Annotated in this window: 12 protein-coding genes; 8 read left to right on the top strand and 4 right to left on the bottom strand. The window is 66.5% G+C overall.

All coding sequences use genetic code 11. The features are described from left to right. Window positions 1-4: 4 nt before the first annotated feature. Window positions 5-535: an RNA polymerase factor sigma-70 gene (locus ACK1U9_RS03740; protein WP_046615064.1), complete on the bottom strand. Its 531-nt coding sequence runs from the start codon at window positions 533-535 to the stop codon at window positions 5-7. Window positions 536-934: 399 nt separating this feature from the next. Here ACK1U9_RS03740 and ACK1U9_RS03745 point away from each other — a divergent pair, with 399 nt between their 5' ends. Beyond that, window positions 935-13,888, top strand: coding sequence for a non-ribosomal peptide synthetase (locus tag ACK1U9_RS03745; RefSeq protein ID WP_449109712.1), 12,954 nt, complete (start codon window positions 935-937; stop codon window positions 13,886-13,888). 278 nt (window positions 13,889-14,166) lie between these two features. Here ACK1U9_RS03745 and dsbG read toward each other — a convergent pair whose 3' ends face one another. From dsbG to dsbD, 3 genes are read right to left on the bottom strand one after another with little or no spacing between them, the layout of a single operon-like run. Further along, a complete protein-coding gene (gene dsbG / locus ACK1U9_RS03750; protein ID WP_046615068.1) occupies window positions 14,167-14,925 on the bottom strand; it encodes a thiol:disulfide interchange protein DsbG in 759 nt (252 codons plus the stop codon). A 1-nt stretch (window position 14,926) separates the two neighbouring features. Further along, window positions 14,927-15,763, bottom strand: a complete 837-nt coding sequence (locus ACK1U9_RS03755; RefSeq protein WP_025340001.1) for a TlpA disulfide reductase family protein — start codon at window positions 15,761-15,763, stop codon at window positions 14,927-14,929. Further along, a complete protein-coding gene (gene dsbD / locus ACK1U9_RS03760; RefSeq protein ID WP_196174321.1) occupies window positions 15,763-17,478 on the bottom strand; it encodes a protein-disulfide reductase DsbD in 1,716 nt (571 codons plus the stop codon). The genes ACK1U9_RS03755 and dsbD overlap by 1 nt, the downstream gene beginning before the upstream one ends. Window positions 17,479-17,800: 322 nt before the next feature. Between dsbD and ACK1U9_RS03765 the strand changes: the two genes are divergently transcribed. The 7 genes from ACK1U9_RS03765 (at window position 17,801) to ACK1U9_RS03795 (ending at window position 26,087) form a co-directional block, all read left to right on the top strand. After that, window positions 17,801-20,632, top strand: coding sequence for a xanthine dehydrogenase family protein molybdopterin-binding subunit (locus ACK1U9_RS03765; RefSeq protein WP_085601261.1), 2,832 nt, complete (start codon window positions 17,801-17,803; stop codon window positions 20,630-20,632). Continuing rightward, window positions 20,625-21,161 carry a (2Fe-2S)-binding protein gene (locus ACK1U9_RS03770; RefSeq protein ID WP_046615071.1) on the top strand — a complete coding sequence of 179 codons (537 nt, stop codon included), beginning with the start codon at window positions 20,625-20,627 and terminating at the stop codon, window positions 21,159-21,161. The genes ACK1U9_RS03765 and ACK1U9_RS03770 overlap by 8 nt, the downstream gene beginning before the upstream one ends. Before the next feature lie 2 nt (window positions 21,162-21,163). Next, entirely contained in the window at window positions 21,164-22,375 is a 1,212-nt protein-coding gene (locus ACK1U9_RS03775) for a cytochrome c (protein WP_046615072.1), read from the top strand. A 3-nt stretch (window positions 22,376-22,378) separates the two neighbouring features. Next, window positions 22,379-23,350, top strand: coding sequence for an XdhC family protein (locus tag ACK1U9_RS03780; protein ID WP_046615073.1), 972 nt, complete (start codon window positions 22,379-22,381; stop codon window positions 23,348-23,350). Beyond that, the gene (locus ACK1U9_RS03785; RefSeq protein ID WP_046615074.1) at window positions 23,347-23,910 is read left to right on the top strand and encodes a nucleotidyltransferase family protein; all 564 of its coding nucleotides are present in this window, start codon (window positions 23,347-23,349) and stop codon (window positions 23,908-23,910) included. The genes ACK1U9_RS03780 and ACK1U9_RS03785 overlap by 4 nt, the downstream gene beginning before the upstream one ends. A 174-nt stretch (window positions 23,911-24,084) precedes the next feature. Beyond that, window positions 24,085-24,768, top strand: coding sequence for a response regulator (locus ACK1U9_RS03790; protein ID WP_046615075.1), 684 nt, complete (start codon window positions 24,085-24,087; stop codon window positions 24,766-24,768). Next, window positions 24,765-26,087: an ATP-binding protein gene (locus tag ACK1U9_RS03795; protein ID WP_046615076.1), complete on the top strand. Its 1,323-nt coding sequence runs from the start codon at window positions 24,765-24,767 to the stop codon at window positions 26,085-26,087. The genes ACK1U9_RS03790 and ACK1U9_RS03795 overlap by 4 nt, the downstream gene beginning before the upstream one ends. Window positions 26,088-26,125 lie beyond the last annotated feature (38 nt).

Raw genomic sequence — 26,125 nt, forward strand, 5'->3', positions numbered from 1 at the left:
CTGATCAGGCCTGCCGACTGGCCGTCTTGCGGCAATGCACCAGCGCATCGCGGATCATGAAGTTGACCAGTGTCGGCGACACTCCCAGCTCCTTGGCAATGTCCTTCTGCGGCACGCCATGCAGGCGGTACATCTCGAAGGCATAGCGGGTGCGCTGGGGCAGTTCGTTCAGCGCCTTGGCAATGTCATCCAGCGCGGCAAGGTTGATGTGGGTGGCTTCGGGGGAGGCGTTTTGCACAACCACGTTCAGGCCTTCCTCCTCGCTGCCGGAGTACTTCAACTCCATCGCCTGCTTGCGATAGTGGTCGATGGCCAGGTTGCGCACGATCTGGAACAGATAGCTCAGCTGCGCCTTGAACGACGAGGTGATCTGCGGGGCGGCGCTGAGCCGGAAAAAGGCGTCCTGCACCACATCTTCGGCGCGCGACCGGCAGCCGGTGATGCGGGCAGCGATCTTGACCAGGATGCTGCGGTTGTCGACGAAGGCCTGCAGTAATGGTGAATCGCACTTACTTGTGGATAGTTGTTCCGCCATGGAAATCACCTTGTCACAGAGGGGAAAGGACGCACCCAAATTTGGGAAGCTTCCTACGACGGGCGACAAGCTATTCAGAATGATAATGATTGTCAAATGCGAAATGTAATTGGTTTCATGTGATTTCAGTTCTAAGGCGTGAGGGTGGCTGGGTGCATGTCAGGGCGTTTTCATCGCCTGGGAGATCGAGCGCTGCCCGGGCGGCGCTCGGTCTCCCAGGCGTAACATCTCTCATGGCAAACACCTGGCAACCCTCACGCGCCCCCAAAGCCTCACCGCCGCTAATTTCTCCCCCCGCCCATCCGTTCCCCTGTGTACACCTCAGGCCGCCACATGCCGCTGCGCCCACGTTCGTGCAGCAGCCGGCCCGACCCAACCAGACACTGGCAGGAACACCCCATGACGGACGCCTTCGAACTCCCGCTCTCGCTGGTCCAGGCCCTGGCGCAACGCGCCGTGCAGACCCCGGACAAAGTCGCCTTGCGCTTTCTGGCCGACGCTCCCGGCGAGCAGGCCGTGCTCAGCTACCGGGACCTCGATCAGCGTGCGCGCACCATCGCTGCTGCCTTGCAAACCCGTGCTGGCTTCGGCGACCGCGCGGTGCTGTTGTTCCCCAGCGGGCCTGACTATGTGGCGGCATTCTTCGGCTGCCTGTACGCCGGCGTGATTGCGGTGCCGGCCTACCCACCGGAGTCCGCGCGCCCGCACCACCAGCAGCGCTTGCTGTCGATCATCGACGACGCCGAGCCGCGCCTGCTGCTGACCGTCGCGGCCCTGCACGACAGCCTGCAGGGCCTGGAGGCCCTGACGGCGGCCAACGCCCCTGAACTGCTGGCGGTGGATGGTCTGGACCCGGCACTGGCTGCAAACTGGCGCGAGCCCGCGCTCAAGGGTGATGACATCGCCTTCCTGCAGTACACCTCTGGCTCCACCGCGCTGCCCAAGGGCGTGCAGGTCAGCCATGGCAACCTGGTGGCCAACGAACAACTGATCCGCCAAGGCTTTGGCATCGACCTCAACCCCGACGACGTGATCGTCAGCTGGCTACCGCTGTACCACGACATGGGCCTGATCGGCGGCCTGTTGCAGCCGATCTTCAGCGGTGTGCCCTGCGTACTGATGTCGCCGGGCTACTTCCTGGCCCGGCCGCTGCGCTGGTTGCAGGCCATCAGCGAATACGGCGGCACCATCAGCGGCGGCCCCGACTTCGCCTACCGGCTGTGCAGCGAGCGGGTCAGCGAGGCCTCCCTGGCCGGGCTCGACCTAAGCCGCTGGCGGGTGGCCTATTCGGGCTCCGAGCCGATCCGCCAGGACAGCCTGGCGGCCTTTGCCCACAAGTTTCAGGCCTGCGGCTTCGACCCGCAGAGCTTCTTCGCCAGTTACGGCCTGGCCGAGGCGACCCTGTTCGTCAGCGGCAGCCGCCGTGGCCAGGGTATCGCCGCGCTGGAGCTGGACGCCGAAGCCTTCGCCGCCAACCGTGCCGAACCTGGCAAGGGCAGTGTGCTGATGAGCTGTGGCTACCCGCAGCCCGGGCATGCCGTGCGCATTGTCGAACCACAAAGCCTGCAGGTGCTGGGCGACAACCAGGTGGGCGAGATCTGGGCCGGTGGCCCGAGCATCGCGCAGGGCTACTGGCGCAACCCCGAGGCCAGCGCCCGCACCTTCGTCGAGATGGACGGCCAGACCTGGCTGCGTACCGGCGACCTGGGCTTCATGCGCCAAGGCGAAGTGTTCGTCACCGGGCGCCTGAAGGACATGCTGATCGTGCGTGGGCAGAACCTGTACCCGCAGGACCTGGAAAAGACCCTCGAGCGCGAAGTGGATGTGCTGCGCAAAGGCCGCGTGGCAGTGTTCGCCGTCGAGCAGCAAGGCGAGGAGGGCATTGGCGTGGCGGTGGAAGTCAGCCGCAACGTGCAGAAGGCGATCAAGCCCCGGGAACTGATCAGGACCCTGCGCCAGGTGATCGCCGACGCCTGCCGCCAGGCCCCGGCCGTTGTCCTGCTGCTGAACCCGGGGGCGCTGCCCAAGACCTCCAGCGGCAAGCTGCAGCGTTCGGCCTGCCGCCTGCGCATGGACGATGGCAGCCTGGACTGCTACGCCCGCTTCCCTGAGTTGGGCGAGCCCGTTGCCGCGGATGCCGCCGGCGGTGAGCTGCAGGTGCGCATCGCCGGGGTGTGGCGCGACATCCTCAAGGTCGAGGCGGTGGCGGCAGACGACCACTTCCTGCTGCTGGGCGGCAACTCCATCGCCGCCACCCACGCCACTGCACGCCTGGCCGATGAACTGGGCATCGAGCTGGGCCTGCGCACCCTGTTCGAGGCGCCGATACTGGCTGACTACGCCAAGGCCGTGGCCGCGATCATCGCCGAAGGCGGTGGCCGGGTCGGCGCCATCGCTACTCTGGAGCGCACCCAGGCGCTGCCCCAGTCGCTGGCGCAAAACCGCCTGTGGCTGCTATGGCAATTGGACCCGCAGTCGGCGGCCTACAACATTCCGGCTGGCCTGCAGTTGCGCGGCGAGCTGGACGAAAACGCACTGGAAGCGGCCTTCCAGGCGCTGGTGGCGCGCCATGAATCGCTGCGTACCCTGTTTGCCGAAGAGAACGGCCAGGCCCTGCAGCGCATCCAGGCGCAGCAGCCGTTCGACCTTCGCCGCCTGGACCTCGAAGGCCAGGCCGCCGAACAGGTCGCCGCCCAACGTGAAACCGAAGCTCGCCAGCCGTTCGACCTGACCCGGGGGCCGTTGCTGCGCGTGACGCTGGCGCGTCTGGACGATGAACACCATCAACTGTGGGTGACCCTGCACCATATCGTCGCCGACGGCTGGTCGCTGAACATCCTGCTCGACGAATTCGCCAAACTGTACGCCGCCCATTGCCAGGGCATCGAGGCCAACCTGGCACCGCTGACCCTGGGTTATGCCGACTACGGTACCTGGCAGCGACAGTGGCTGGCCGCAGGCGAAGCCGAGCGCCAACTGCAGCACTGGAAGGAGCGTCTGGGGGATGAACTGCCGGTGCTCGACCTGTGCACCGACCACCCGCGCACCAGCCAGCGCGACCACCGCGCCGTCCGCTTCAACCTCAAGGTACCGGCCAGGCTAACCGAAGCACTCAAGGGCCTGGCCCGCGAACAGCAGGCCAGCCTGTTCATGGTGCTGCTGGCCGGCTGGCAGGCGCTGCTGCATCGCTACAGTGGGCAGGCAGATATCCGTGTCGGCGTGCCCAACGCCAACCGCCCGCGCCTTGAAACCCAAGGCATGGTTGGCTTCTTCATCAACACCCAGGTGCTGCGTGCGCAACTCGATGGCCGCCTGCCGTTCGACCAGTTGCTGGCCCAGGTGCGCCAGGCCACCCTGGATGCCCAGGCCAACCAGGATCTGCCGTTCGAGCAACTGCTCGAAGCCTTGCCCGAGGCTCGCGAGCAAGGTCTGTTCCAGGTCATGTTCAACCACCAGCAACGTGACCTGTCCGCCCTGCGCCGCTTGCCGGGCCTGCTCGCCGAAGAGCTGCCTTGGCACAGCCGTGAAGCCAAGTTCAACTTGCAGTTGCACAGTGAAGAAGACCACCAGGGCCGCCTGAGCCTGGCCTTCGACTATGCCGCCGAACTGTTCGATACCAGCACCATCAAGCGCCTGGCCCAACACCTGCTGGCCCTGCTCGAGCAGGTGTGCGCCAGGCCGCAGCGGGCGTTGGGCGAGGTGCAATTGCTCGACGAGCCTGGCCGCGCGCAATTGCTGAGCTGGGGCGAGGCACCCGCTGCGGCGCCCCAGCGCCTGCTGGTCGAGCAGCTCAATGACCAGGCATGCCTGACCCCGCAGCGTACCGCCCTGGTGTGGGACGGTGGCAGCCTGGATTACGCCGAGTTGCACCAGCAAGCCAACCGTCTGGCCCACTACCTGCGTGACAAAGGCGTGGGCCCCGACACTTGCGTGGCCATCGCCGTCGAGCGTTCGCCGCAGCTGCTGGTTGGCCTGCTGGCCATTCTCAAGGCCGGTGGTGCCTATGTGCCGCTGGACGTCGATTACCCGGCCGAGCGCCTGGCCTACATGCTCGCCGACTGCAACGCAGGCCTGCTGCTGAGCCACAGCACCCTGCTGGGCAAGCTGCCACAGGTTGACGGCGTCAGCGCCATCGCCCTCGACCAGCTGCACCTGGACAGCTGGCCAAGCCATGCCCCTGGCCTGCACCTGCATGGCGACAACCTGGCCTATGTGATCTACACCTCCGGTTCCACCGGCCAGCCCAAGGGCGTGGGCAATACTCATGCGGCACTGGCCGAGCGCCTGCAATGGATGCAGGCCAGCTATGCGCTGGAGGACAGCGACGTGCTGATGCAGAAGGCGCCGATCAGCTTCGACGTTTCGGTGTGGGAATGCTTCTGGCCACTGGTGACTGGTTGCAAGCTGGTGCTCGCCGGCCCTGGCGAGCACCGCGACCCGCAGCGCATCGCCGCGTTGGTGCAGGCCCATGGCGTGACCACGCTGCACTTCGTGCCGCCGCTGTTGCAGGTGTTCGTCCAGGAGCCGCAGGCGGGTGCCTGCAGCAGCCTGCGTCGGCTGTTCTCCGGTGGCGAAGCGCTGTCCGCTGCGCTGCGTGACCGCGTGCTGCAGGTGCTGCCACAGGTGCAACTGCACAACCGCTATGGCCCGACCGAAACCGCCATCAACGTCACCCACTGGCACTGCCAGGCCACCGATGGCGAACGCTCGCCGATCGGCCGCCCGCTGGGCAATGTGCTGTGCCGAGTGCTGGACGACGAACTGGAGCTGACCGCCCCCGGTGTACCGGGCGAGTTGTACCTCGGCGGTGCCGGCCTGGCCCGTGGCTATCTGGGTCGTCCGGGGCTCACCGCCGAACGTTTCGTGCCCCGCGCCGACGGCAATGGCGAGCGCCTGTACCGCAGTGGCGACCGCGCCCGCTGGCAGGTACAGACCGAGGCGCTGGAGTACCTTGGCCGCCTCGACCAGCAGGTCAAGGTGCGTGGCTTCCGTGTCGAACCCGAGGAAGTCCAGGCCTGCCTGCTGGCGCAAGCTGGGGTCGAACAGGCACTGGTGCTGATTCACAGGGATGCCATCGGCGCGCAACTGGTCGGCTACTACAGTGGCAGCGCCCAGCCTGATGCATTGCTGACGGTGCTGGCTGAACAACTACCGACCTACATGGTGCCGGCACAACTTATCCCGTTGACGCAGATGCCACTGGGCCCCAGCGGCAAGGTCGATCGCAAGGCGTTGCCGGCCCCGGTGTGGCAGCAGCGGGAGCACGTCGAGCCGCAAACCGGGTTGCAGCAGCAGGTCGCTGCCATCTGGCGTGAGGTGCTGAACCTGCCGCGCGTTGGCCTGCAGGACGACTTCTTCGCCCTCGGTGGCCATTCGCTGCTGGCCACTCAAATTGTTTCGCGCACACGCCAGGCCTGCGATGTCGAGCTGCCGCTCAAGGCCTTGTTCGAAGCCAGCGAGCTGGGCGCCTTCTGTGCCGAGATCGCGCGTATCCGCGCTGCCGGTGAGCGCAACCTGCAAGGTGCAATCGCCCGCGTCGACCGCCGCCAGGCGGTGCCGCTGTCGTACTCGCAGCAGCGCATGTGGTTCCTCTGGCAAATGGAGCCAGGTAGCCCGGCGTACAACGTCGGCGGCATGGCGCGCCTGCGCGGCACCCTGCATGTGGATGCCTTCGAGCGTGCGCTGCAGGCGCTGGTGGTACGGCATGAAACCCTGCGCACCACCTTCCCAAGCATCGATGGTGTGCCGTATCAGTGCGTAGCCGAAGACAGCAGCCTGCACCTCGATTGGCAGGACTTCAGCGCCTTGCCCGCCGATGCCCGCCAGCAACGCCTGCAACAACTGGCCGACGACCAGGCGCACCAGCCGTTCGACCTGGAGCGCGGTCCGTTGCTGCGTGCCTGTCTGGTCAAAGCCCAGGAGCGCGAGCATTTCTTCGTGCTGACCCTGCACCATATCGTCACCGAAGGCTGGGCCATGGACATCTTCGCCCGCGAACTGGGCGAGCTGTACGAGGCCTTCGTCGATGACCGCGAATCGCCGCTGGCGCCGCTGCCGGTGCGGTACCTGGACTACAGCGTGTGGCAACGGCAATGGCTGGAAAGCGGCGAGGGTGAACGACAGCTGGCCTACTGGCAGGCCCGCCTGGGTGATGAGCATCCGGTACTGGCGCTGCCTGCCGACCGCCCGCGCCCGGCAGTGCAGAGCTACCGTGGCGGGCTGTACCGCTTCGAGCTCGACCCGGCGCTGGTTGCCCGCGTACATGCCTTCAACAGCCAGCGCGGCCTGACGCTGTTCATGACCATGACTGCCACCCTGGCCGCCATGCTGCACCGCTACAGCGGCCAGCGTGACTTGCGCATTGGCGCGCCGGTGGCCAACCGCATCCGCCCGGAAAGCGAAGGGCTGATTGGCGCGTTCCTCAACACCCAGGTGCTGCGTTGCGAGCTGGACGGCCAGATGACCGCCGCACTGTTGCTGGAGCAGGTACGGCAGGCTGCCATCGAAGGCCAGTCGCACCAGGACCTGCCGTTCGACCAGTTGGTGGAAGCCCTGCAGCCACCGCGCAGCAGCGCCTATAACCCGCTGTTCCAGGTGATGTGCAACGTGCAGCGCTGGGCCTTCCAGCAAAGCCGTCAACTTGCCGGCATGCAGGTGGATTACCTGGTCAACGACGCCAGCGCCACCAAGTTCGACCTGTACCTGGAGGTGACCGACCTCGACGGCCGCCTGGGTTGCTGCCTGACCTACAGCCGCGACCTGTTCGACGAACCACGTATCGCACGCATGGCCGAGCACTGGCAGCAACTGCTGGCCGGCATGCTCGACAACCCGCACCAGCGCCTGTGCGAGCTGCCGATGCTGAGCGGCGCCGAGCAGCAGGTGCTGGCGGGCCAGTTGCAGGGCGAGCTGGATTTCGCTCTCGACCAGACCGTGCATGGCCTGTTCGCCGCGCAGGCTGCGCGCACGCCACACGCTGGCGCGTTGACCTTTGCCGGCCGGCACATGACCTATGCCGAACTCGACCAGCAGGCCAACCGCCTGGCCCGCGCCCTGCGCGAGCGTGGCGTCGGCCCGCAGGTGCGCGTGGGCCTGGCGCTGGAGCGTTCGCTGGAAATGGTCGTCGGCCTGCTGGCCATCCTCAAGGCCGGTGGCGCCTACGTGCCGCTCGACCCCGAGTACCCACTCGACCGCCTGCGCTACATGATCGAAGACAGCTGCATCGGCCTGCTGCTCAGCCAGCGCGCGCTACTGCAAACCTTGGGGCAGTTGCCTGAAGGCGTGGCGCTTTGGAGCCTGGAGGACGACAGCGCCAGCCTGTCGGCCTACAGCGATGCGCCGCTGGACAACCTCAACCTGCCGCAGCACCAGGCTTACCTGATCTACACCTCTGGCTCCACCGGCAAGCCCAAGGGCGTGGTAGTCAGCCACGGCGAGTTCGCCATGCATTGCCAGGCGGTGATCGACGCGTTCGGCATGCGCAGCGAGGACTGCGAGCTGCACTTCTATTCGATCAATTTCGACGCTGCCAGCGAACGCCTGTGGGTGCCGCTGCTGTGCGGCGCCCGCGTGGTGCTGCGCGCCCAGGGGCAGTGGGGCGCCGAAGACATCTGCCAGCTGGTGCGCGAGCAGCAGGTGAGCATCCTCGGCTTCACGCCCAGCTACGGCAGCCAGTTGGCGCAGTACCTGGCCGGGCAGGGCGAGCAGTTGCCAGTGCGCCTGGTCATTACCGGTGGTGAAGCGCTGACCGGTGAACACCTGCAGCGCATCCGCCAGGCCTTCGCGCCGCAGCAGTTCTTCAACGCCTACGGGCCGACCGAAACCGTGGTCATGCCGCTGGCCTGCCTGGCACCACAGACACTGCCGGCGGAGTTGGGCAGCGTGCCGATCGGCCGCGTCATCGGTAAGCGCACGGCCTACATTCTCGACGAAGACCTTGCCCTGTTGCCGCAAGGCGGTATTGGCGAGCTGTATGTCGGCGGTGCCGGCCTGGCCCAGGGCTACCACGACCGCCCGGGCCTCAGCGCCGAGCGCTTCGTCGCCGACCCGTTCGGCAGCGAAGGCGGACGCCTGTATCGCACCGGTGACCTGGTGCGCCTGGGCAGCGATGGCCTGGTCGAGTACGTCGGCCGCGCCGATCAGCAGGTGAAAATCCGCGGTTTCCGGATCGAGCTGGGCGAAATCGAAAGCCGCCTGCAGGCGCATGCCGATGTCGACGAGGCTGTGGTACTGGCCCTCGACCTGCCGGGCGGCAAGCAACTGGTGGGTTACCTGGTGTGCAGGCAGGCCGCTGCCGACAGCGAGGCCCAGGGCCTGCTGCGCGACGCGGTGAAAGCCGAAGCCCGCCAGCACCTGCCGGACTACATGGTGCCGGCGCACCTGGTGCTGCTCGACAGCCTGCCACTGATGGGCAACGGCAAGCTCGACCGCCGTGCGCTGCCGCTGCCGGACCTGGAACAGGCACGCCAGCAGTACCAGGCGCCTGGCAACGAGGTGCAAGCGCAACTGGCGCAGATCTGGCGCGACGTGCTCAACGTTGCCCAGGTCGGCGTGCAGGACAACTTCTTCGAACTGGGCGGCGACTCGATCCTGTCGATCCAGGTGGTCAGCCGGGCTCGTCAGGCCGGCTTGCAGTTCACCCCGCGCGACCTGTTCCAGCATCAGACCATCCAGACCCTGGCCGCCATCGTTCAGCGCAGCGAAGCCGCCAGCAGCATCGAACAGGGCCAGCGCCAGGGGCAGGCCGGCCTCACGCCGATCCAGCACTGGTTCTTCGACAGTGAAGTGCCACAGCCGCAACACTGGAACCAGGCTGTTCTGCTGGAGGCGCGAAAGCCGCTGGATGAGGGGGTACTGGAGCGCGCCTTGGCCGCCCTGGTGCAGCACCACGACAGCCTGCGCCTGCGCTTCAGCCGGGCCCAGGGCCGCTGGCAGGCCGAATATGCTTCGCCTGCCTCCGGGCAGTTGCTGTGGACAGCCACCGTCGCCGATTTCGCCGATTGCCAGCCGCTGTACACCGACCTGCAACGCAGCCTCGACCTGGAGCAGGGCCCACTGTTGCGTGCCTTGCTGGTAAATGACGGGCAGGGCGGCCAGCGCCTGTTGCTGGCGATCCATCACCTGGTGGTCGATGGCGTGTCGTGGCGCGTGCTGCTGGAAGACCTGCAGGCGCTGTACCGCGGCCAGCCGCTGCCGGCCAAGACCCACGCCATGGGCGACTGGGCCGCACGCCTGGCCAGCTATGCCGGCAGCGATTCGCTGCGCGACGAGCTGGGCTGGTGGCAGGGCCAGTTGGGTGGCGTGCGCCGCGAACTGCCATGCGATCACCCGCAGGGCGGCAACCTGCACCGCCACGCCCGTACCCTGGCCATCGGCCTGGATGTGGCGCAGACCCGGCAGTTGCTGCAACAGGCCCCGGCGGCCTACCACACCCAGGTCAACGATCTGCTGCTGACCGCGCTGGCGCGTGCCTTGTGCCGCTGGAGCGGCGATGAAGAAGTGCTGGTACAGCTTGAAGGCCATGGCCGTGACGGGCTGTTCGAAGACATGGACCTGACCCGCAGCGTCGGCTGGTTCACCAACGCCTACCCGCTGAGCCTGCGCCCGCTGCCTGGCGAGGACGACGCGGCGCGGGCCGGTTCGATCAAGCGCATCAAGGAGCAGCTGCGCCAGGTACCGCACAAAGGCCTGGGTTACGGCGTGCTGCGCTACCTGGCCGATACGGCAGGGCGCGAGCAGATGGCGGCCCTGCCGCAGGCACGCATCACCTTCAACTACCTGGGCCAGTTCGACCAGCAGTTCGACAGCACAGCCCTGCTCCAGCCGCTGGACGCCCCAGCCGGCCTGGCCCATGACCTGGATGCGCCGCTGCCCAACTGGTTGAGTGTCGATGGCCAGGTGTATGGCGGCGCCCTGCAGCTGCGCTGGACCTTCAGCACCGAGCGCTATGACGAGCGGACCATCGCCGGCCTGGCCGAAGCCTACCGCCAGGAGCTGCTGGCGCTGGTCGAGCATTGCCTGGCTGATGGCAACGGCAGTTTCACCCCCTCGGACTTCCCGCTGGCGCACCTGACCCAGGCGCAGATCGACGCGCTGCCGGTACCGGCAGTACAGATCGAGGACGTCTACCCGCTGACGCCTATGCAGGAGGGCATGCTGCTGCACACCCTGCTGGAGCCGGGCACTGGCCTCTACTACATGCAGGACCGCTACCGCATCAACAGCGCGCTCGACCCCGAACGCTTCGCCCAGGCGTGGCAGGCGGTGGTGGCGCGCCACGAAGCGCTACGCGCATCGTTCAGCTGGAACACCGGCGAGGCGATGCTGCAGATCATCCACAAGCCGGGCAACACGCCGGTGGACTACCAGGACTGGCGTGGCCTCGACGACGACGCCCAGGAGCAGCGCCTGCAGGCGCTGCACAAGCAGGAGCGCGAGGCAGGTTTCGCCCTGCTCAGCGAGGCGCCGTTCCACCTGCGCCTGGTGCGTGTGGCCGACGAGCGCTACTGGTTCATGATGAGCAACCACCACATCCTCATCGATGCCTGGTGCCGTTCGCTGTTGATGAACGATTTCTTCGAGATCTACCAGGCCCTCGGCGAGGGGCGCCAGGCCCGCTTGCCGGTGCCACCGCGTTACCGCGACTACATTGGTTGGCTGCAACGCCAAGGCCTGGACGACGCGCGAGCCTGGTGGCAGGCGAACCTGGCCGGCTTCGAACGCGCCACCACCATCCCCAGCGACCGCCCGCTGCGCCACGACCATGCCGGTAGCGGCATGATCGTCGGCGACTGTTACACCCGCCTGGCGGTGAGCGACGGCGTGCGCCTGCGTGAACTGGCCCAGGCCCACCAGCTCACCGTCAACACCTTCGCCCAGGCGGCCTGGGCCCTGGTGCTGGCGCGCCACAGCGGCGACCGCGACGTGATCTTTGGCGTGACCGTGGCCGGGCGCCCGGTGAGCATGCCGCAGATGCAGCGTACCGTCGGCCTGTTCATCAACAGCATCGCCTTGCGCGTGCAGTTGCCGATGGCGGGTGAGCGCTGCAGTGTGCGCCAGTGGTTGCAAGGCCTGCTGGAGCGCAACATGGAGCTGCGTGAGTACGAATACCTGCCGCTGGTGGCGATCCAGGAATGCAGCGAACTGCCCAAGGGCCAGCCGCTGTTCGACAGCCTGTTCGTGTTCGAGAACGCGCCGGTGGAAACTGCCGTGCTCGACCACGCCCAGCACCTGAATGCCAGTTCCGACTCGGGCCGTACCCACACCAACTTCCCGCTGACAGCGGTGTGCTACCCGGGCGATGACCTTGGCCTGCATCTGTCGTTCGACCAGCGCTACTTCGACTACCCGACCGTCGAGCGCCTGCTGGCCGAGTTCAAGCGCCTGCTGCTGGCGCTGGTGCAAGGCTTCGAAGGGGAGATGAGCGCATTGCCATTGCTGAGCGCAGAGGAGCAGCGCTTCCTGCTCAAAGACTGCAACCACACTGCGCGCGCCTACCCGTTGGAACAGAGCTACATCGCGCAGTTCGAGGCACAGGTGGCCGCACATCCGCAACGTATCGTGGCCCGGTGCCTGGACGCGTCCTACGACTACGCCGGCTTGAACCTGGCGGCCAACCGCCTGGGCCATGCCTTGATCGCGGCGGATGTGAACGTGGACCAGCCGGTAGCTCTGCTGGCCGAGCGTGGGCTACCGCTGCTGGGCATGATCGTCGGCAGCTTCAAGGCCGGCGCCGGCTACCTGCCACTGGACCCGGGCCTGCCGGCGGCGCGCCTGCAAAGCATCATCCAGCTAAGCCGTACACCCGTGCTGGTGTGCAGCGCGGCCTGTGCCGGGCAAGGGCGGCAGTTGCTGGGCGAGCTGGAGGCAGCGGTGCGGCCGCAGCTGCTGATCTGGGAAGACATCCAGGCCAGCCCGGTGGCCAGCCACAACCCCGGCATTCACAGCGGGCCGGATAACCTCGCCTATGTGATCTACACCTCAGGCTCCACTGGCCTGCCGAAGGGTGTAATGGTCGAGCAGCGCGGCATGCTCAACAACCAGCTGAGCAAGGTGCCGTACCTGGCGCTTGGCGAGCACGACGTGATTGCCCAGACGGCTTCGCAGAGCTTCGACATTTCGGTTTGGCAGTTCCTTGCCGCGCCGCTGTTCGGCGCCAGGGTGGAGATCGTGCCGAACGCCATCGCCCATGACCCGCACGGCCTGCTGGCGCATGTGCAGGCCACCGGCATCAGCGTGCTGGAGAGCGTGCCGTCGCTGATCCAGGGCATGCTGGCCAACGATCACCAGGCCCTCGATGGCCTGCGCTGGATGCTGCCGACCGGCGAGGCCATGCCTCCGGAGCTGGCGGCGCAGTGGTTGCAGCGCTACCCGCAGATCGGCCTGGTCAACGCCTACGGCCCGGCGGAGTGCTCCGATGACGTGGCGTTCTTCTGCGTCGATGCCGCCTCGACCCGTGGCAGCTACCTGCCGATCGGCACGCCAACCGACAACAACCGCCTGTATCTGTACGGCGAGGACCAGACGCTGGTACCGCTGGGGGCGACGGGTGAGTTGTGCGTGGCTGGCACCGGGGTGGGCCGTGGCTATGTCGGCGACCCGGTGCGCACGGCGCTGGCGTTCATTCCCCATCCTCATGGTGCACCGGGCGAACGCCTGTATCGCACGGGCGACCTGGCGCGGCAGCGCCCGGACGGGGTGCTGGAGTATGTCGGTCGCATCGACCATCAGGTGAAGATTCGCGGTTACCGCATCGAACTGGGCGAAATCGAAGCCCGCCTGCACGAACAGCCGGAGATCCGCGACGCTGCCATTGGCGTGCAGGAGGGCACCAATGGCAAGCACCTGGTGGGTTACCTGGTGGCGCATCAGGGCGTTGCTGCCGACGCTGCGTTGCTGGAACAGCTAAAGCAGCGCCTGCGTGCCGAGTTACCGGAGTACATGGTCCCACTGCACTGGGGCTGGTTCGACAGCCTGCCGCACAACGCCAACGGCAAGCTCGACCGCAAGGCCCTGCCGGTCATCGACATCGGTGGCCAGCACAGCCAGGCTTACCAGGCGCCGCGCAATGAACTGGAAGAGGTACTGGCCGGTATCTGGGCAGACGTGCTCAAGGCCGAGCGGGTCGGGGTGCACGACAACTTCTTCGAGCTGGGCGGGCATTCGCTGCTGGCCACGCAAATCGCCTCGCGGGTGCAGAAGCAGTTGCAGTTGAACGTGCCGCTGCGGGCGATGTTCGAGTGCAGCACGGTGGAGGAACTGGCGGTGTATGTGCAGGGGCTGCAGGGCAGTGTGCTGGATGACGACAAGGTCGACCGGCTCAGCGACCTGATGGCTGAGCTGGAGGGCTTGTGACCTGAGCAGGTGAGGCCAGCACCACTCCTGGATTGGTGCACAAAAGTTGAAATTGCTGGGGCCGCTATGCGGCCCTTTCGCGACACAAGGCCGCTCCTACAGCTACGGCGTTGTTCTCGAGGTTTGGCGCAGTACCTGTGGGAGCGGGCATGCCCGCGAACACCGGCGCAGCCGGTGCCATAAACCGCGTTGAGTTCTTCGCGGGCTTGCCCTCTCCCACAGGGCCGCCACAGCCTTGTGCTGCTAATGGGCTGCAAGGCAGCCCCGGCGATTTCACATCAGCGCTTGCCGAGAATCTTCCCAAGCAACTCCGGCCGCGGCGCGCCTTGCTGGCTCTGCAGGTTGCCCTGGTCATCCTGATAGAAGATCGCCGGGGTCGCCTGCAAGCCCATTTCTTCCATCAGCGCCATGTTCGCCGCCAGCTTTTGCTGCACCGCCTCCGGTACCTGCTCCAGTGCTTTCAACTTGCTGGCCTTGCCCGCTTTTTCATGCTCGTGCAGTGCCTTGGCCGGGTCTTTCGCCGCCAGCAGCGCCGCCGACTTGCCCGGGCTGTCCTCGCGGATGATGCCGACCATGATATGGCGCAACTGCACCTTGCCCGACTCGACCCACGGCCGCGCCTGCTCCCAGAACATGTTGCAGTACGGGCAGTTGGGGTCGCTGAACAGGTACACCTTGCGCGGCGCATCGTCCTTGCCGTCGGCGATCCAGGAGGTTTTTTCCATCTTCGCCCATATTTCCTTGCTCATCGGCGCATACACCAGCTTTTTCAGCGGCTCGGCACTGAGGTCGTTGCCCTGTTCGTCGAACAGGCTGCCTACCAGTACATGCTTGCCGTCAGGGGTGAGGTACAGGGCCAGGCCGTTATTCTGGTACTCGGCGGCATACCCGCGCAGGCCGTTGGGGGCGTCGAAGCTGCCTTTGATCACGGCGCCCTTGGCTTGCAGTTGCGCAATCGCCTTGGGCAGCTCTTCGGCTTGCAGGGTGGGGGCAGCCAGCAGGGCCAGGGACAGGGGCAGCAGTGCAGTCAGTCGCATGTCAGTTTCCTTGTGCGGCAGGGGCGGGCGCGGTGGCCCGGTCGAAAGGCTCCAGGGCGTGGCGCAGGCTGGCCCGGGAAAGCTCGCCCAGATGGCTGCCGACCAGGCGCCCGTCGGCGTCGTAGAACAAAGTGGTGGGCAGGGCCATGGAGCCGACGCGCTGGGCCAGCAGACCGGTGCCATCGAACAGCACGTGGGTCAGGCTCAAGCCGGTGGTGGCGAGAAAGGTGCTGACGTTTTCCGGGGTCTCGCCCTGGTTGACGAACAGGAAGGTCACGTGCGGGTAAGCGCTTTGCGCCTGTTGCAGCACCGGCATTTCGCGTCGGCAGGGTGGGCACCAGGTGGCCCAGATGTTGATGACCAGCGGTTTGCCGCGGTAGCTGTGCAACGCTACGGATTGGCCGTTGGCCTTGCGCAGGCTCAGCTCGGGCAGTTCGGTGCCCTTGCTGTACAGGTGGCCACCGAGGCTGGCCAGGCCCCAGAACAGCGCGCCGCTGAACAGCGCCCAGCCCAGCGGGCGGCGCAGGCCCGGATGGCGCCAGCCCTGCCACAGGGCGCCGAGCACGATGCCGGCGAGGCCCGACCAGAACAGGAAGCCGCCATCCCGGATATCGATGATCTGCAGCGGGTCGTCCTGGTACATCGGCCAGTAGGCCAGCACGAAGCCGGCGCGTGCGCACAGCAAGCCGATCAGGAACAGGTTGAACAGTGCCGATTCCGGGCTCTCGCCGCCACGCCGGGCGACCCACCAGCCGACCATGCTGGCGATCACCAGGGCAGTGAGCATCAGCAGGTGGTTGAGGGCCATGGTCAGTGGCCCGAGGGTTACGGTCAGCATCAGCCTTGGCTCCTGGTCTGGGTCCAGTGTTGCAGGAAGGCGGCTGCATCTACCTCACCGGTGATGCGCCGCGCGCGGCGTTCGTCGCCTTCCGGGCCGACCCAGATGATGCTGGGCGGGCCGGGTACCTGGTAGCGCTGGAGCAGGGCCTGGCTGGCCGGGGTGTCGGCGGTAACGTCCAGGCGCAGCAGGTGCACACCGGCCAGGCCGGCCTGCACGTCGCTGCGGGCGAACACCTGTTTTTCCATGACCTTGCACGACACGCACCAGTCGGCATAGTAGTCGAGCATCACCCACTGGCCACGGGCCTTGGCCGCATCCAGTTCGCGTTGCAGGTCTTCGGGGCGGCTGACGGTGACGAAGGCGTCCTCGGTGTGCTGGCCGCTGGCCTGCGTGGCGCCGCCACCGGCGAACGGGCGCAGTGGCTGCCAGAGGTCGTCGCCACCGGCCGCCGCCCCCACCAGCAGCAGGCCGCCCCACAGGGCACCCAGCAGCGGCAAGGCTCGCAGTGCCGGCAACCGCTGCAGGGCCGGCCAGGCAGCCCAGGCCAGGGCGATCAGCAAGGCGCCGCTCAGGGCCAGCAGCAATGCTGCGGGCAGCAGGCTGCGCAAGGTGTATAGCGCCATGCCCAGGAACACGAAACCGAACACGCCCTTGACCCGGTTCATCCAGGCGCCCGGGCGGGGCAGGTAGCGGTTGCCGAGGGTAACCAGCAACAGCAGCGGCACGCCCATGCCCAGGCCGAGGCTGAACAGCACCAGCGCCCCTTGCAGCACATCGCCGCTCTGGGCGATGTACAGCAGCGCGCCGGCCAACGGTGCGGTCATGCATGGGCCCATCAGCAGGCCGGACAGCGCGCCAAGTAGCGCCGCGCCATACAGGTTGCCGCCACGGGTACCTTGCCCGGCGCGGTCGAGGCGGTCACGCACGGCGGCGGGCAGTTGCAGTTCGAAGGCGCCGAACATCGGCAGGGCCAGCAGCACGAACAGCCCCGCCAGGCTGCCCAGCAGCCAGGGTTGTTGCAGCCAGGCCTGCAGGCTGGCACCCAGCAGCGCGGCGACCACCCCCAGGGCGGCATACACCAGGGCCATGCTCAGTACATAGACCCCGGCCAGGATCCAGCCGCGCCTGGCGCTGGCGCCATTGCCCAGTACCAGCCCGGCGAGGATCGGCAGCATCGGCAGGGAGCAGGGGGTAAAGGCCAGCAACAGGCCCAGGCCGAAGAACGCCAGCAGGCTCCAGGCCAGGTGGCCTTGTTGCAGGTCGCTGGCCAGGGCTTGGTCACTGGCTTGTTCGGCCGCCGGGGCCACACTGCCGCCCAGGTCGATCAGCGTGGTTTGCGGCGGGTAGCACAGGCCCGCATCGGCACAGCCCTGCCAGCCCAGGCGCAACTGACCCTGGGCACTGGCCGGGAGCAGCAGTTCGAGCTGGTCGCGGTACACCGCGCTGTCGCCGAAGAACTCGTCGTGATGGTTGAGGGCGGCTGGCAGTTGCGGGTGCTGCTCGGCAGGCAGGCCGTCGAACTTCAGGCGCTTCTGATACAGGTAGTAGCCAGGCTGGATCTGGAAGAACAGGCGCATTTGGCCGTCGGCCTGGCGGTCGTGGGTAAGCACGAAGGCTTGGCTGACCGGCAGGAAGTCCGGTTTGACATCGAACGGGTTGGCCTGCAATGAGCCGGCCAGCAGCAGAGTCAGTAAGAGCAGGAGGACGCGCATGTCTTCGCCTTGGCAGTACGTTGAAAGGGGTCATGCTGGCTTGGGTCGATTAACCCAAGGTTAACTCTGGTTTTTGGTCAGGGGGCGCTCAGGGCTTGGAGGTGTATGCCGTGGGATTGTTTGCGCCTGGGAGATCCCAAGACAACCACCTACCAGCCCCAGAGCAAATTCCCCCCCAGATCCCAGACATGTCGCGACATATTGTCGACTTGACTTTGCCTGCGCCAACACAATTGCTGTAAAGTTGACGTACGGGTCAGCTTTTCGGGCTGGTACCAGAATCAAAAAAAGGGCAGATCCCCAGCTGCCCAGAGGATCAAGCATGTCCAACCGTGATATTTCCCGGCGCGCCTTCTTGCAAGGCGGCCTGATCGCTGGTGTCGGCGTGACCATGGCGCCGCTCGGCAGCCAAGCGTTCGCCGCGCTGATGGAAGAACGCGTCACCACCTCGCCGCAGAAGTGGATGAACCATGATGGCAAGGCGCGTTTCCGTAACGACGCCCTGTCCAAGGTCTGTGGCGACAAGGTGTTCGCCCGCGACATCCGTGCCAAGGACATGCCTGGCTGGCCCGCGCAGCAGGGCCATGCGCTGCTGCTCAAGGCGACCAAGGCCGACCGTATCTATGCCGGTCATGACCTAAGCCTGCTTGGCGCCGACCTGCAGCCGGACCGCATCGTCACCGCTGCCGACCTGGAAAAGGACGGCATCGCCTGGCCCGAGGCCCACTCGCCCGACCCGCTGCTGCCGCCCGGCAAGGTGCCGATGTTCATCGGCCACCCGGTGGCGATCCTGATCTGGCACGACTTCGAGCGTTTCCGCCAGGCCAAGCGCAAGCTGCAGTTCAACGACCAGGCGATCCGCTATGGCGCCCAGGCGCCGCTGTACCAGCGCGACCCTTACGGGAGCTTCCGCTTCGTGCGTGTGGGCGGTGCCACGCCGTTCGACGACGATGAATTCTCCAGCCTGAAGAACTCCATGCTGTTCCCCACCATCCTCAACCGCAAGCCGGTGTGGTCGAAGCAGCCCAACCAGCATGGCGACCTGACCGAGCAGGGCCTTTTCCATGCCAGGCGCATGGCCGAGCAGCTGGACAATCCGCCCGAGGATTGGCTGGTGTTCGACGAGCGCTACAAGACGCCGTCCATCGAGCCGGCCGCACTGGAACCGGACAACGGCAACGGCTGGTACGACCCGGCCAGCGGCACGCTGCACTTCGTGGTCGCGACCCAGTGTCCGTTCGAAGTGGCGCAGGAATGCGTGCACATGATCAAGCCGTCGCGCTTCGCCCTGAACACCCTGAACATGCACCCGGGCTATACCGTGGGCTACGGCTCGAAAGACAACAACATCTTCGTCTTCTACGCCGCCGTGGCCGCGCTGTATGGCGCTGGTGTGCCGATCCGCCTGGCCAACGACCGCTACGAGCAGTTCCAGAGTGGCATCAAGCGCCACGCATTCGATATCCGCTACCAGTTGGCGGTGGACAAGAAGGACAACAGCTTCAAGATCTTCCGCGCCGACATGACTTGCGACGGCGGCGGGCGTATCAACTACAGCCCCTCGGTGGCGGCGGTCGGCGCCACGGCGGCGCAGTCGATCTACTACATGCCGCAGAACGACCTGTCGGTCACTGCCTATCACTCCCGTGGCGTCGAGGCCGGCTCCATGCGCGGCTACGGCACCCTGCAGACCATGGCCGCCACCGAAATGATGGTGGATGAGATCGCCGGGCGCCTGGGCGTCGATGCCATCGACCTGCGCCGCGCCAACGCGCTGAAGTCGGGCATGAAGAACACCCAGGGCGCGGTCCCGGCCGGCGCCCTGCGCCTTTACGAGATTCTCGACAAGGCCGCCGTGCACGACTGGTGGCGCAACCGCGACGCGCGCAAGCAGCAGATGGATGCCAAGGACCCGGACCACTGGTATGGCGTGGGCTTTGCCATCTGCCAGAAAGATTTCGGCACCGGCTCCGAAGCACCCATGGCCAGCATCGAGTTCAGCCGCGACGGGCGAATCAGCCTGCGCCACATCGGCACCGAACTGGGGACTGGCATGTCCACCTCCCAAGCCCTGGTGGTCAGCGATTTCCTCGGCCGCTCGGCCGACGAGGTCAAGACCGCGGTCACCGAATGGCCGGAGCTGCAGCTGACCACCAGCGGCAACCCGTACCTGATCAGCCAGCCCGAGCAGGACGCCGCGCTGCGCAACCCGCGTTGGGTCGGCAAGCTCGCTTCGCCGTCGTCGGCGACCAACTCGGCCTTCTACTTCAGCCATGCCACCCGCGAAGCGGCGCGCGTGCTGTTCAACCACGGTCTGTGGCCGGCGGCCATGGCCATCTGGAGCCAGGGCCCGTACGGCGGCCAGGCCAACCCGCTGGTGGTGCGCCGCGAGAATGCGGTATGGGTCAACGGCGAGCTGACCGGCAACGGCCTGTCACCGATCCCGTTCGCCCAGCTGGCCCAGAAGGCCCACGACATGGGGCTGGTAACCGGCGTCAGCGTGCACGGTTTCAACCGCTGGAGCTGGGCCGAAGCCGACTTCGTCATCGACGGCGTGCGCGAACGCTTCCCGCTCGACGCGGTGGCAGTGAAGTACGGCGATGGCGCGGTGAATGCCAAGAAGGCGCAGATGAGCAGCCACGGCTACCACCTGCTCGACCGGCAGAACGCCGCCTACCCCGACACCCAGCTGAACAACGCCATGGTCACCTACTACAGCCCGGTGGCGACCATTGTCGAAGTCAAGGTGAACAAGGGCACTCACGAAGTGCAGGTACTCAACCACCACAGCTGGGTCGAGTGCGGCCGGGTGCTGGTGCCGGAACTGGTCAAGGGCCAGCTCGAGGGCGGTATCGCCATGGGCATCGGCCATGCCTTGACCGAAGAAATGCCGTTGTACGAGGGCGGGCCAGGGGAGGGCGACTGGAACTTCAACCGCTACCGCCTGCCGCATGCACGCGACGTGGCGGTGTGGCAGCAGACCAGCGAAATCCTCCCGCCGCTGTCACCGACCGACCCGTCCAAGGGTATTGCCGAGGTGGTGATGATCCCGGTCGTCGGTGCCATCGGCAATGCCGTCGCGCATGCCATCGGCAAGCGCGTTCGCGATCTCCCCATCACCCCAGCCCGTATCAAGGAGGCCCTCAATGGCTAACCGTCCACTGCAACTGACCCTCAACGGTCAACCGGTCGGCCCGGTCGAGGTCCCTGACGACCTGGCGATGATCGACTACCTGCACGAACACCAGAACCTCACCGGCTCGCGCCTGGGCTGCGGCCAGGGCATCTGCCACGCCTGCGTGGTGATCGTCGACAACCCCGACGGCACCTGCGAGGAGGTGCGTACCTGCATTACCGGCGCGCATTACTTCGAGGGCAAGAAGGTCCGCACCATCGAGGGCCATGCCAAACAGGACGAGGCCGGCAACCTCACGCTGAACCCGATCCAGCAGAAGTTCGTCGACCTGTTCGCCTTCCAGTGCAGCTACTGCGCGCCGGGCTTCGTCAATGCCGCCACGGTGCTGGTGGAAACCGCCCAGCGCCAGCCGCTGAAGAAGAGCGAGGTGGAAGACCGCATCGAGGCGAGCCTGGGCCACCACATCTGCCGTTGCACCGGCTACGTGCGTTACTACGACGCCACCCGCACGGTGCTCAACGACCTCGGCCTGGTCAAGGAGGGTTGAGCATGGGTCTTGTTCGTAGCGCACTGGCGCTGGCTCTCGGCCTTGCCTTTACCTCGCTTGCCCAGGCGGCCGACCAGGCGCAGGTCAAGCGCGGTGAATACCTGGCCCGTGCGGCCGACTGCATGGCCTGCCACACCGCCGAAGGCGGCGCGCCGTACGCCGGCGGCCTGCCGATCCATTCGCCGTTCGGCACCATTTACGGCAGCAACATCACCCCGGACAAGCAGTACGGCATCGGCAACTACAGCGCCGACGAATTCTTCGCCGCGGTAACCGAGGGCAAGCGCAAGGACGGTGCCAACCTCTACCCGGCGATGCCGTACACCTCGTACCACCTGATCAAGCGTGAAGATTCGGACGCGATCCTCGCTTACCTGATGACCGTGCCGCCAATCAACCGCCCGGCACCGCAGACTGCGTTGCGTTTTCCTTTCAACGTGCGCCAGGGACTTAGCGGCTGGAACATGCTCTACGGCAAGAGCGTGCAGTTGCAACCGACCGAAGGCAAAAGCACGGCCTGGCAGCGTGGGCAGTACATGGTCGAAGTCATGGGCCATTGCGGCGAGTGCCATACCCCGCGCAACCCGATCGGTGCGTTGCAGCAGGACCAGCGTCTGAGCGGTGGCCTGCTGGGGGGCTACCTGGCCCCGAGCCTGCTGGCCCAGGACCTGGCCGATCGCGGCTGGACCCAGCCGGACCTGACCACCTTCCTCAAGCACGGCATCAGCGCCCAGGGCAGCATGTTCAACGAAATGTTCCCGGTGGTGCACCACAGCACCCAACATCTGGAAGATGCCGATCTGGCGGCCATGGCCACCTACCTGCTGGGCGACCAGCCACCGCCGGCCAAGGCCATCCAGGCGGTGGCGCTGGAGCAGATGAGCGACAGCGCCAGGCGTGGCCGCCAGCAGTACCTGAATGTCTGCGCCGGCTGCCATGGAGTGGACGGCGAGGGCAAGCCGCACATCGCCGTGGCCATGCGCGGCAACACGGTGCTGCGCCAGGCCGACTCGCGCAACCTGGTCAAGGTGATCCTCGAAGGCATCCGTGAACAGCAGTTCACCGGCTTCGAGCGCATGCAGCCGATGCCGGGCTTTGCAGACAAGCTCGATGACCAGCAGGTGACGGATATGGTCAACTACCTGCGGCAGGCCTGGGGTGGATTGCCCGGTGACCTGAGCGTACAGCAGCTCGCAGAGCTGAAGGCGGAGTAAAGGGTGCAGCATCTCGATCTACAGGTGGTCCGCCAGGCGTTGCAGTGGTCGTGCGGTGGCCAGCGGGTGTGGTTGTGCACGGTGCTTGCCACCTATGGCTCGGCGCCCCGTGCGCCGGGCTCGCTGCTGGCGGTGAACGCCAGCGGGCAGTGGCTGGGTTCACTGTCCGGTGGCTGCGTCGAAGACGACTTTCTCGAGCGCGTGGGCCGGGGGGAGTTTCCCGAGCCAGTGGCCATCGTGCGTTATGGCGATGGCAGTGACTCACGTTCGAGCATCCGCCTGCCCTGTGGCGGCGTGCTGGAGGTGCTGGTGGAGAACCTGCCGGCCGAATGCGAGGTGCAGGCGCACCTGCGTGAGCTGGAAAGCGCATTGCAGGGCCAGCGCCGCGTGCTGCGTGAAGTGAGCCTGCCCGAGGGCAGGCGCCTGCTTGCCGATGACCACAGCCAGGGGCCGCGTGTGGAGCGTGAAAGTGCCCGTGTACGCTTGCGAGTGGGGGCCGCCCAGCGTCTGCTGCTGGCCGGGTACTCCAGCGTCGCGCATTTCTGTGCCGAGTTCGGCAAGGGCATGGGCTTCGAAGTCATCCTCTGCGAGCCGCGTGACGAAGTGCTCGACGGCGTGCGGCTGGATGGCATCGAGGTGCGCCGCGAGCTGCCATCGGAGTTCATCGCCCATGGTGGTTGCCATGCCGACACTGCGGTGGTGGCGCTGACCCACGACCCGAAGATCGATGACCTGGCGATGCTCGAAGCGGTGCGCACCGAGGCGTTCTATATCGGTGTGATGGGCTCCCGGGCGACCTCCGACAAGCGCCGTGAACGCCTGCGGCGGATCGGTGGCCTGGGCGAGGTCGAACTGAGTCGCATCCACGCCCCGATCGGCCTCAACCTGGGCAGCAAGACCCCGGCCGAGATCGCTTTGGCGGTGCTGGCCGACATCCTGCGGGTGCGCAACGGCATCGAGCGGGGGGCGCTGTGAGCGTGGTTGCGCTGGTATTGGCGGCAGGCCGCGGCATGCGTTTTGGTTCAGACAAGCGCCGGGCGACCTTGGCTGATGGTCGCAGCCTGCTGGTACATAGCGTGGAACGGGCCCAAGCGGTGTTCGATGATGTGCGGGTGGTGTTGCGCGCGGGCGAATGGAGCGAGGATTTTGCCTTGCCTGCCGATTGCCCGATTGTCGCCAGCCCGGATGCGGCGTCGGGGATGGGGCATAGCCTGGCTGCCGGGGCCAGGTCGTTGGGTAACAGCCAGGCGCAGGCGGTGGCGATCTTGCTGGGTGATATGCCTTGGATCGAATCGGCAACCTTGCGTCGGTTGGCCGAGGCGGCCAGTGCCTCGACCATCGTGTTGCCGCACCATGCGGGGCAGCAGGGGCACCCGGTGATTTTCGGGCGCGACTTCTGGCCGGCGCTGGGGCAGCTTGCCGGGGATGAAGGAGCTCGGTCGGTGGTGCAAGCGCATCGGGATCGTTGCGTGGTGGTTGAAGTGGAGGATGCTGGGGTGTTGCTGGATGTAGATACGCCGCAGGGATTGATTTAGGCACTGGTGTTCGCCACAACATCTTCAGCGCCTGTCAGATCGAGCGCCGCGCGGGCGGCGCTCGATTTCGCAGGCGCTGCAAGGTGAACAACCCTCCACCCCACAAAAGGTCCATAATCCCCACTTAATCTGCCCAAGGTGCAATGCCAGCCACACCATTCCGGGAGCCCCACCATGCACGTTCTGCTCTGCGAGGACGACGACCTGATCGCCGCCGGCATTTGCGCCGGCCTTACCGCCCAGGGCCTGACCGTGGACCGTGTGAGCAACGCCGCCGATGCACGGGCGATGCTGCAGGCCGCGCAGTTCGACGTGATGATCCTCGACCTTGGCCTGCCAGACGAAGACGGACTGAAGCTGTTGCGTCGCCTGCGCGAGAAAGGCGAGACGCTGCCAGTGCTGGTGCTCACCGCCCGTGATGCGGTCACCGACCGGGTCGATGGCCTGCAGGCCGGTGCCGACGATTACCTGCTCAAGCCGTTCGACCTGCGCGAGCTGGCTGCTCGCCTGCACACCCTGCTGCGGCGGGTGGCCGGGCGGGCGGTGAATGTGATCGAACATGGCCCGCTGCGCTATGACCCGAGCAGCTGCGAGGCAACCCTGGCCGGCCAGCCGGTCGACCTGTCCCGGCGTGAACAGGCGTTGCTCCAGGCGTTGCTGCAGAACCCCGGGCGGGTGCTGTCCAGCGAGCAGCTCAAAGATTGCGTGTACGGCTTCAGCGACGAAGTCGAAAGCAATGCCCTGAACGTGCATATTCACCACCTGCGGCGCAAGCTGGGCAACGGCATCGTCGAGACCGTGCGCGGCCTGGGCTACCGGCTGGGCCCGGCGCAAGCGCCGGAGGAGGCGGCGTCATGAGCCTGCGGGTACGCCTGAGCCTGATCCTGGGCAGCGCCTTCGTGATCATCTGGGCGCTGGCCGCCGCGTGGATGCTGCGCGACCTGCGCCAGCAGATGATGTTTTCCCTCGACCAGCGGCTGGTGGCTTCGGCACGCATGGTCGCCGGGCTGATCGACCAGCTGCCGCAGCCGCTGACCGCCAAGGGCGGGGAAGCGCACTTTTCCGCCGACCAGTTCAGCGTGCCGGACGGCATGGCCTGCCAGGTCAGCTCGCTGCGTGGCGAGATTCTCGCCAGCAACCACAAGCACGATGGCGTCATGGACGATGAACGCAGCGGTTTCCGTGACCAGACCATCGACGACGCACTGTGGCGCACCTTCACCTACAACCATGGCGATGTGCGTATCACCACCGCTGACCGGCACATGGAGCGCGAGGCGCTGAACCAGTCGATCCTGCTGGCGGCCTCGGCGCCGGTGCTGATGGCCCTCCTTGGCAGCCTGGGGTTGTTGTGGATCGGCCTGGGCAAGGGGCTGGAGCCTCTCAACCGCATGCGCGATGCCCTGCGCCGCCGGCGCGCGGACAGCGTCGAGCCGCTGCAGGTGGCGGGCATGCCCAGCGAACTGCAACCGTTGCTGGAAACCCAGAACCAGCTGTTCCTGCGTATTGCCCAGACCATCGAGCGTGAGCGGCGCCTGACTGACGATGCCGCGCATGAACTGCGCAGTCCGCTGACGGCGATCAAGACCCACTTGCAGGTAGCGCGGATGACCGATGGCACCGTGCGCGAGCAGGCGCTGGAACATGCAGAGCAGGGGGCCGACCGCATGCATCGCACACTGGAGCAGTTGTTGATGCTGGCGCGGGTGGAAGGCAGCCTGTCGTTCGAGGATGGCGTGCAGTGCAGCGCCGAGCAGGTGGCCCGGCAGGCAGTGCAGGATGCCGGCGGCGGTGACAACCGGCGCATCGTGCTGCGCTTGCCTGAAGCAGCTACGCAGGTCTACCTGGGCATGCCGGCCCCCTTGGCGGTTGCGGCGCTGCGCAACCTGCTGGACAACGCCTTGCGCCATGGCGGCGACGAGGCGGTGGAGCTTGAGGTGCAGATGGCTGACGGCCAGGTGGGCTTCATGGTGCGGGACCATGGGCCGGGGATTGCCGAGGCGGACCTGGAGCACCTGACCGAGCGCTTCTGGCGTAACGGGCAGAGTGGTGGATGCGGGTTGGGGCTGGCGATCGTGCAGGCGATCGTGCAGCGTTGTGCCGGTAGCCTGAAGTTCGACAGTCGCAGTGATGGGTTGCGGGTGTTGTTGCAAGTGCCGGCGCGCTCGGCCAGCTGATCTTCACTGTCTGTGCCGGCCCTTTCGCGGGGGTGGCC

The sequence above is a fragment of the Pseudomonas sp. XP1 genome (assembly GCF_053557675.1).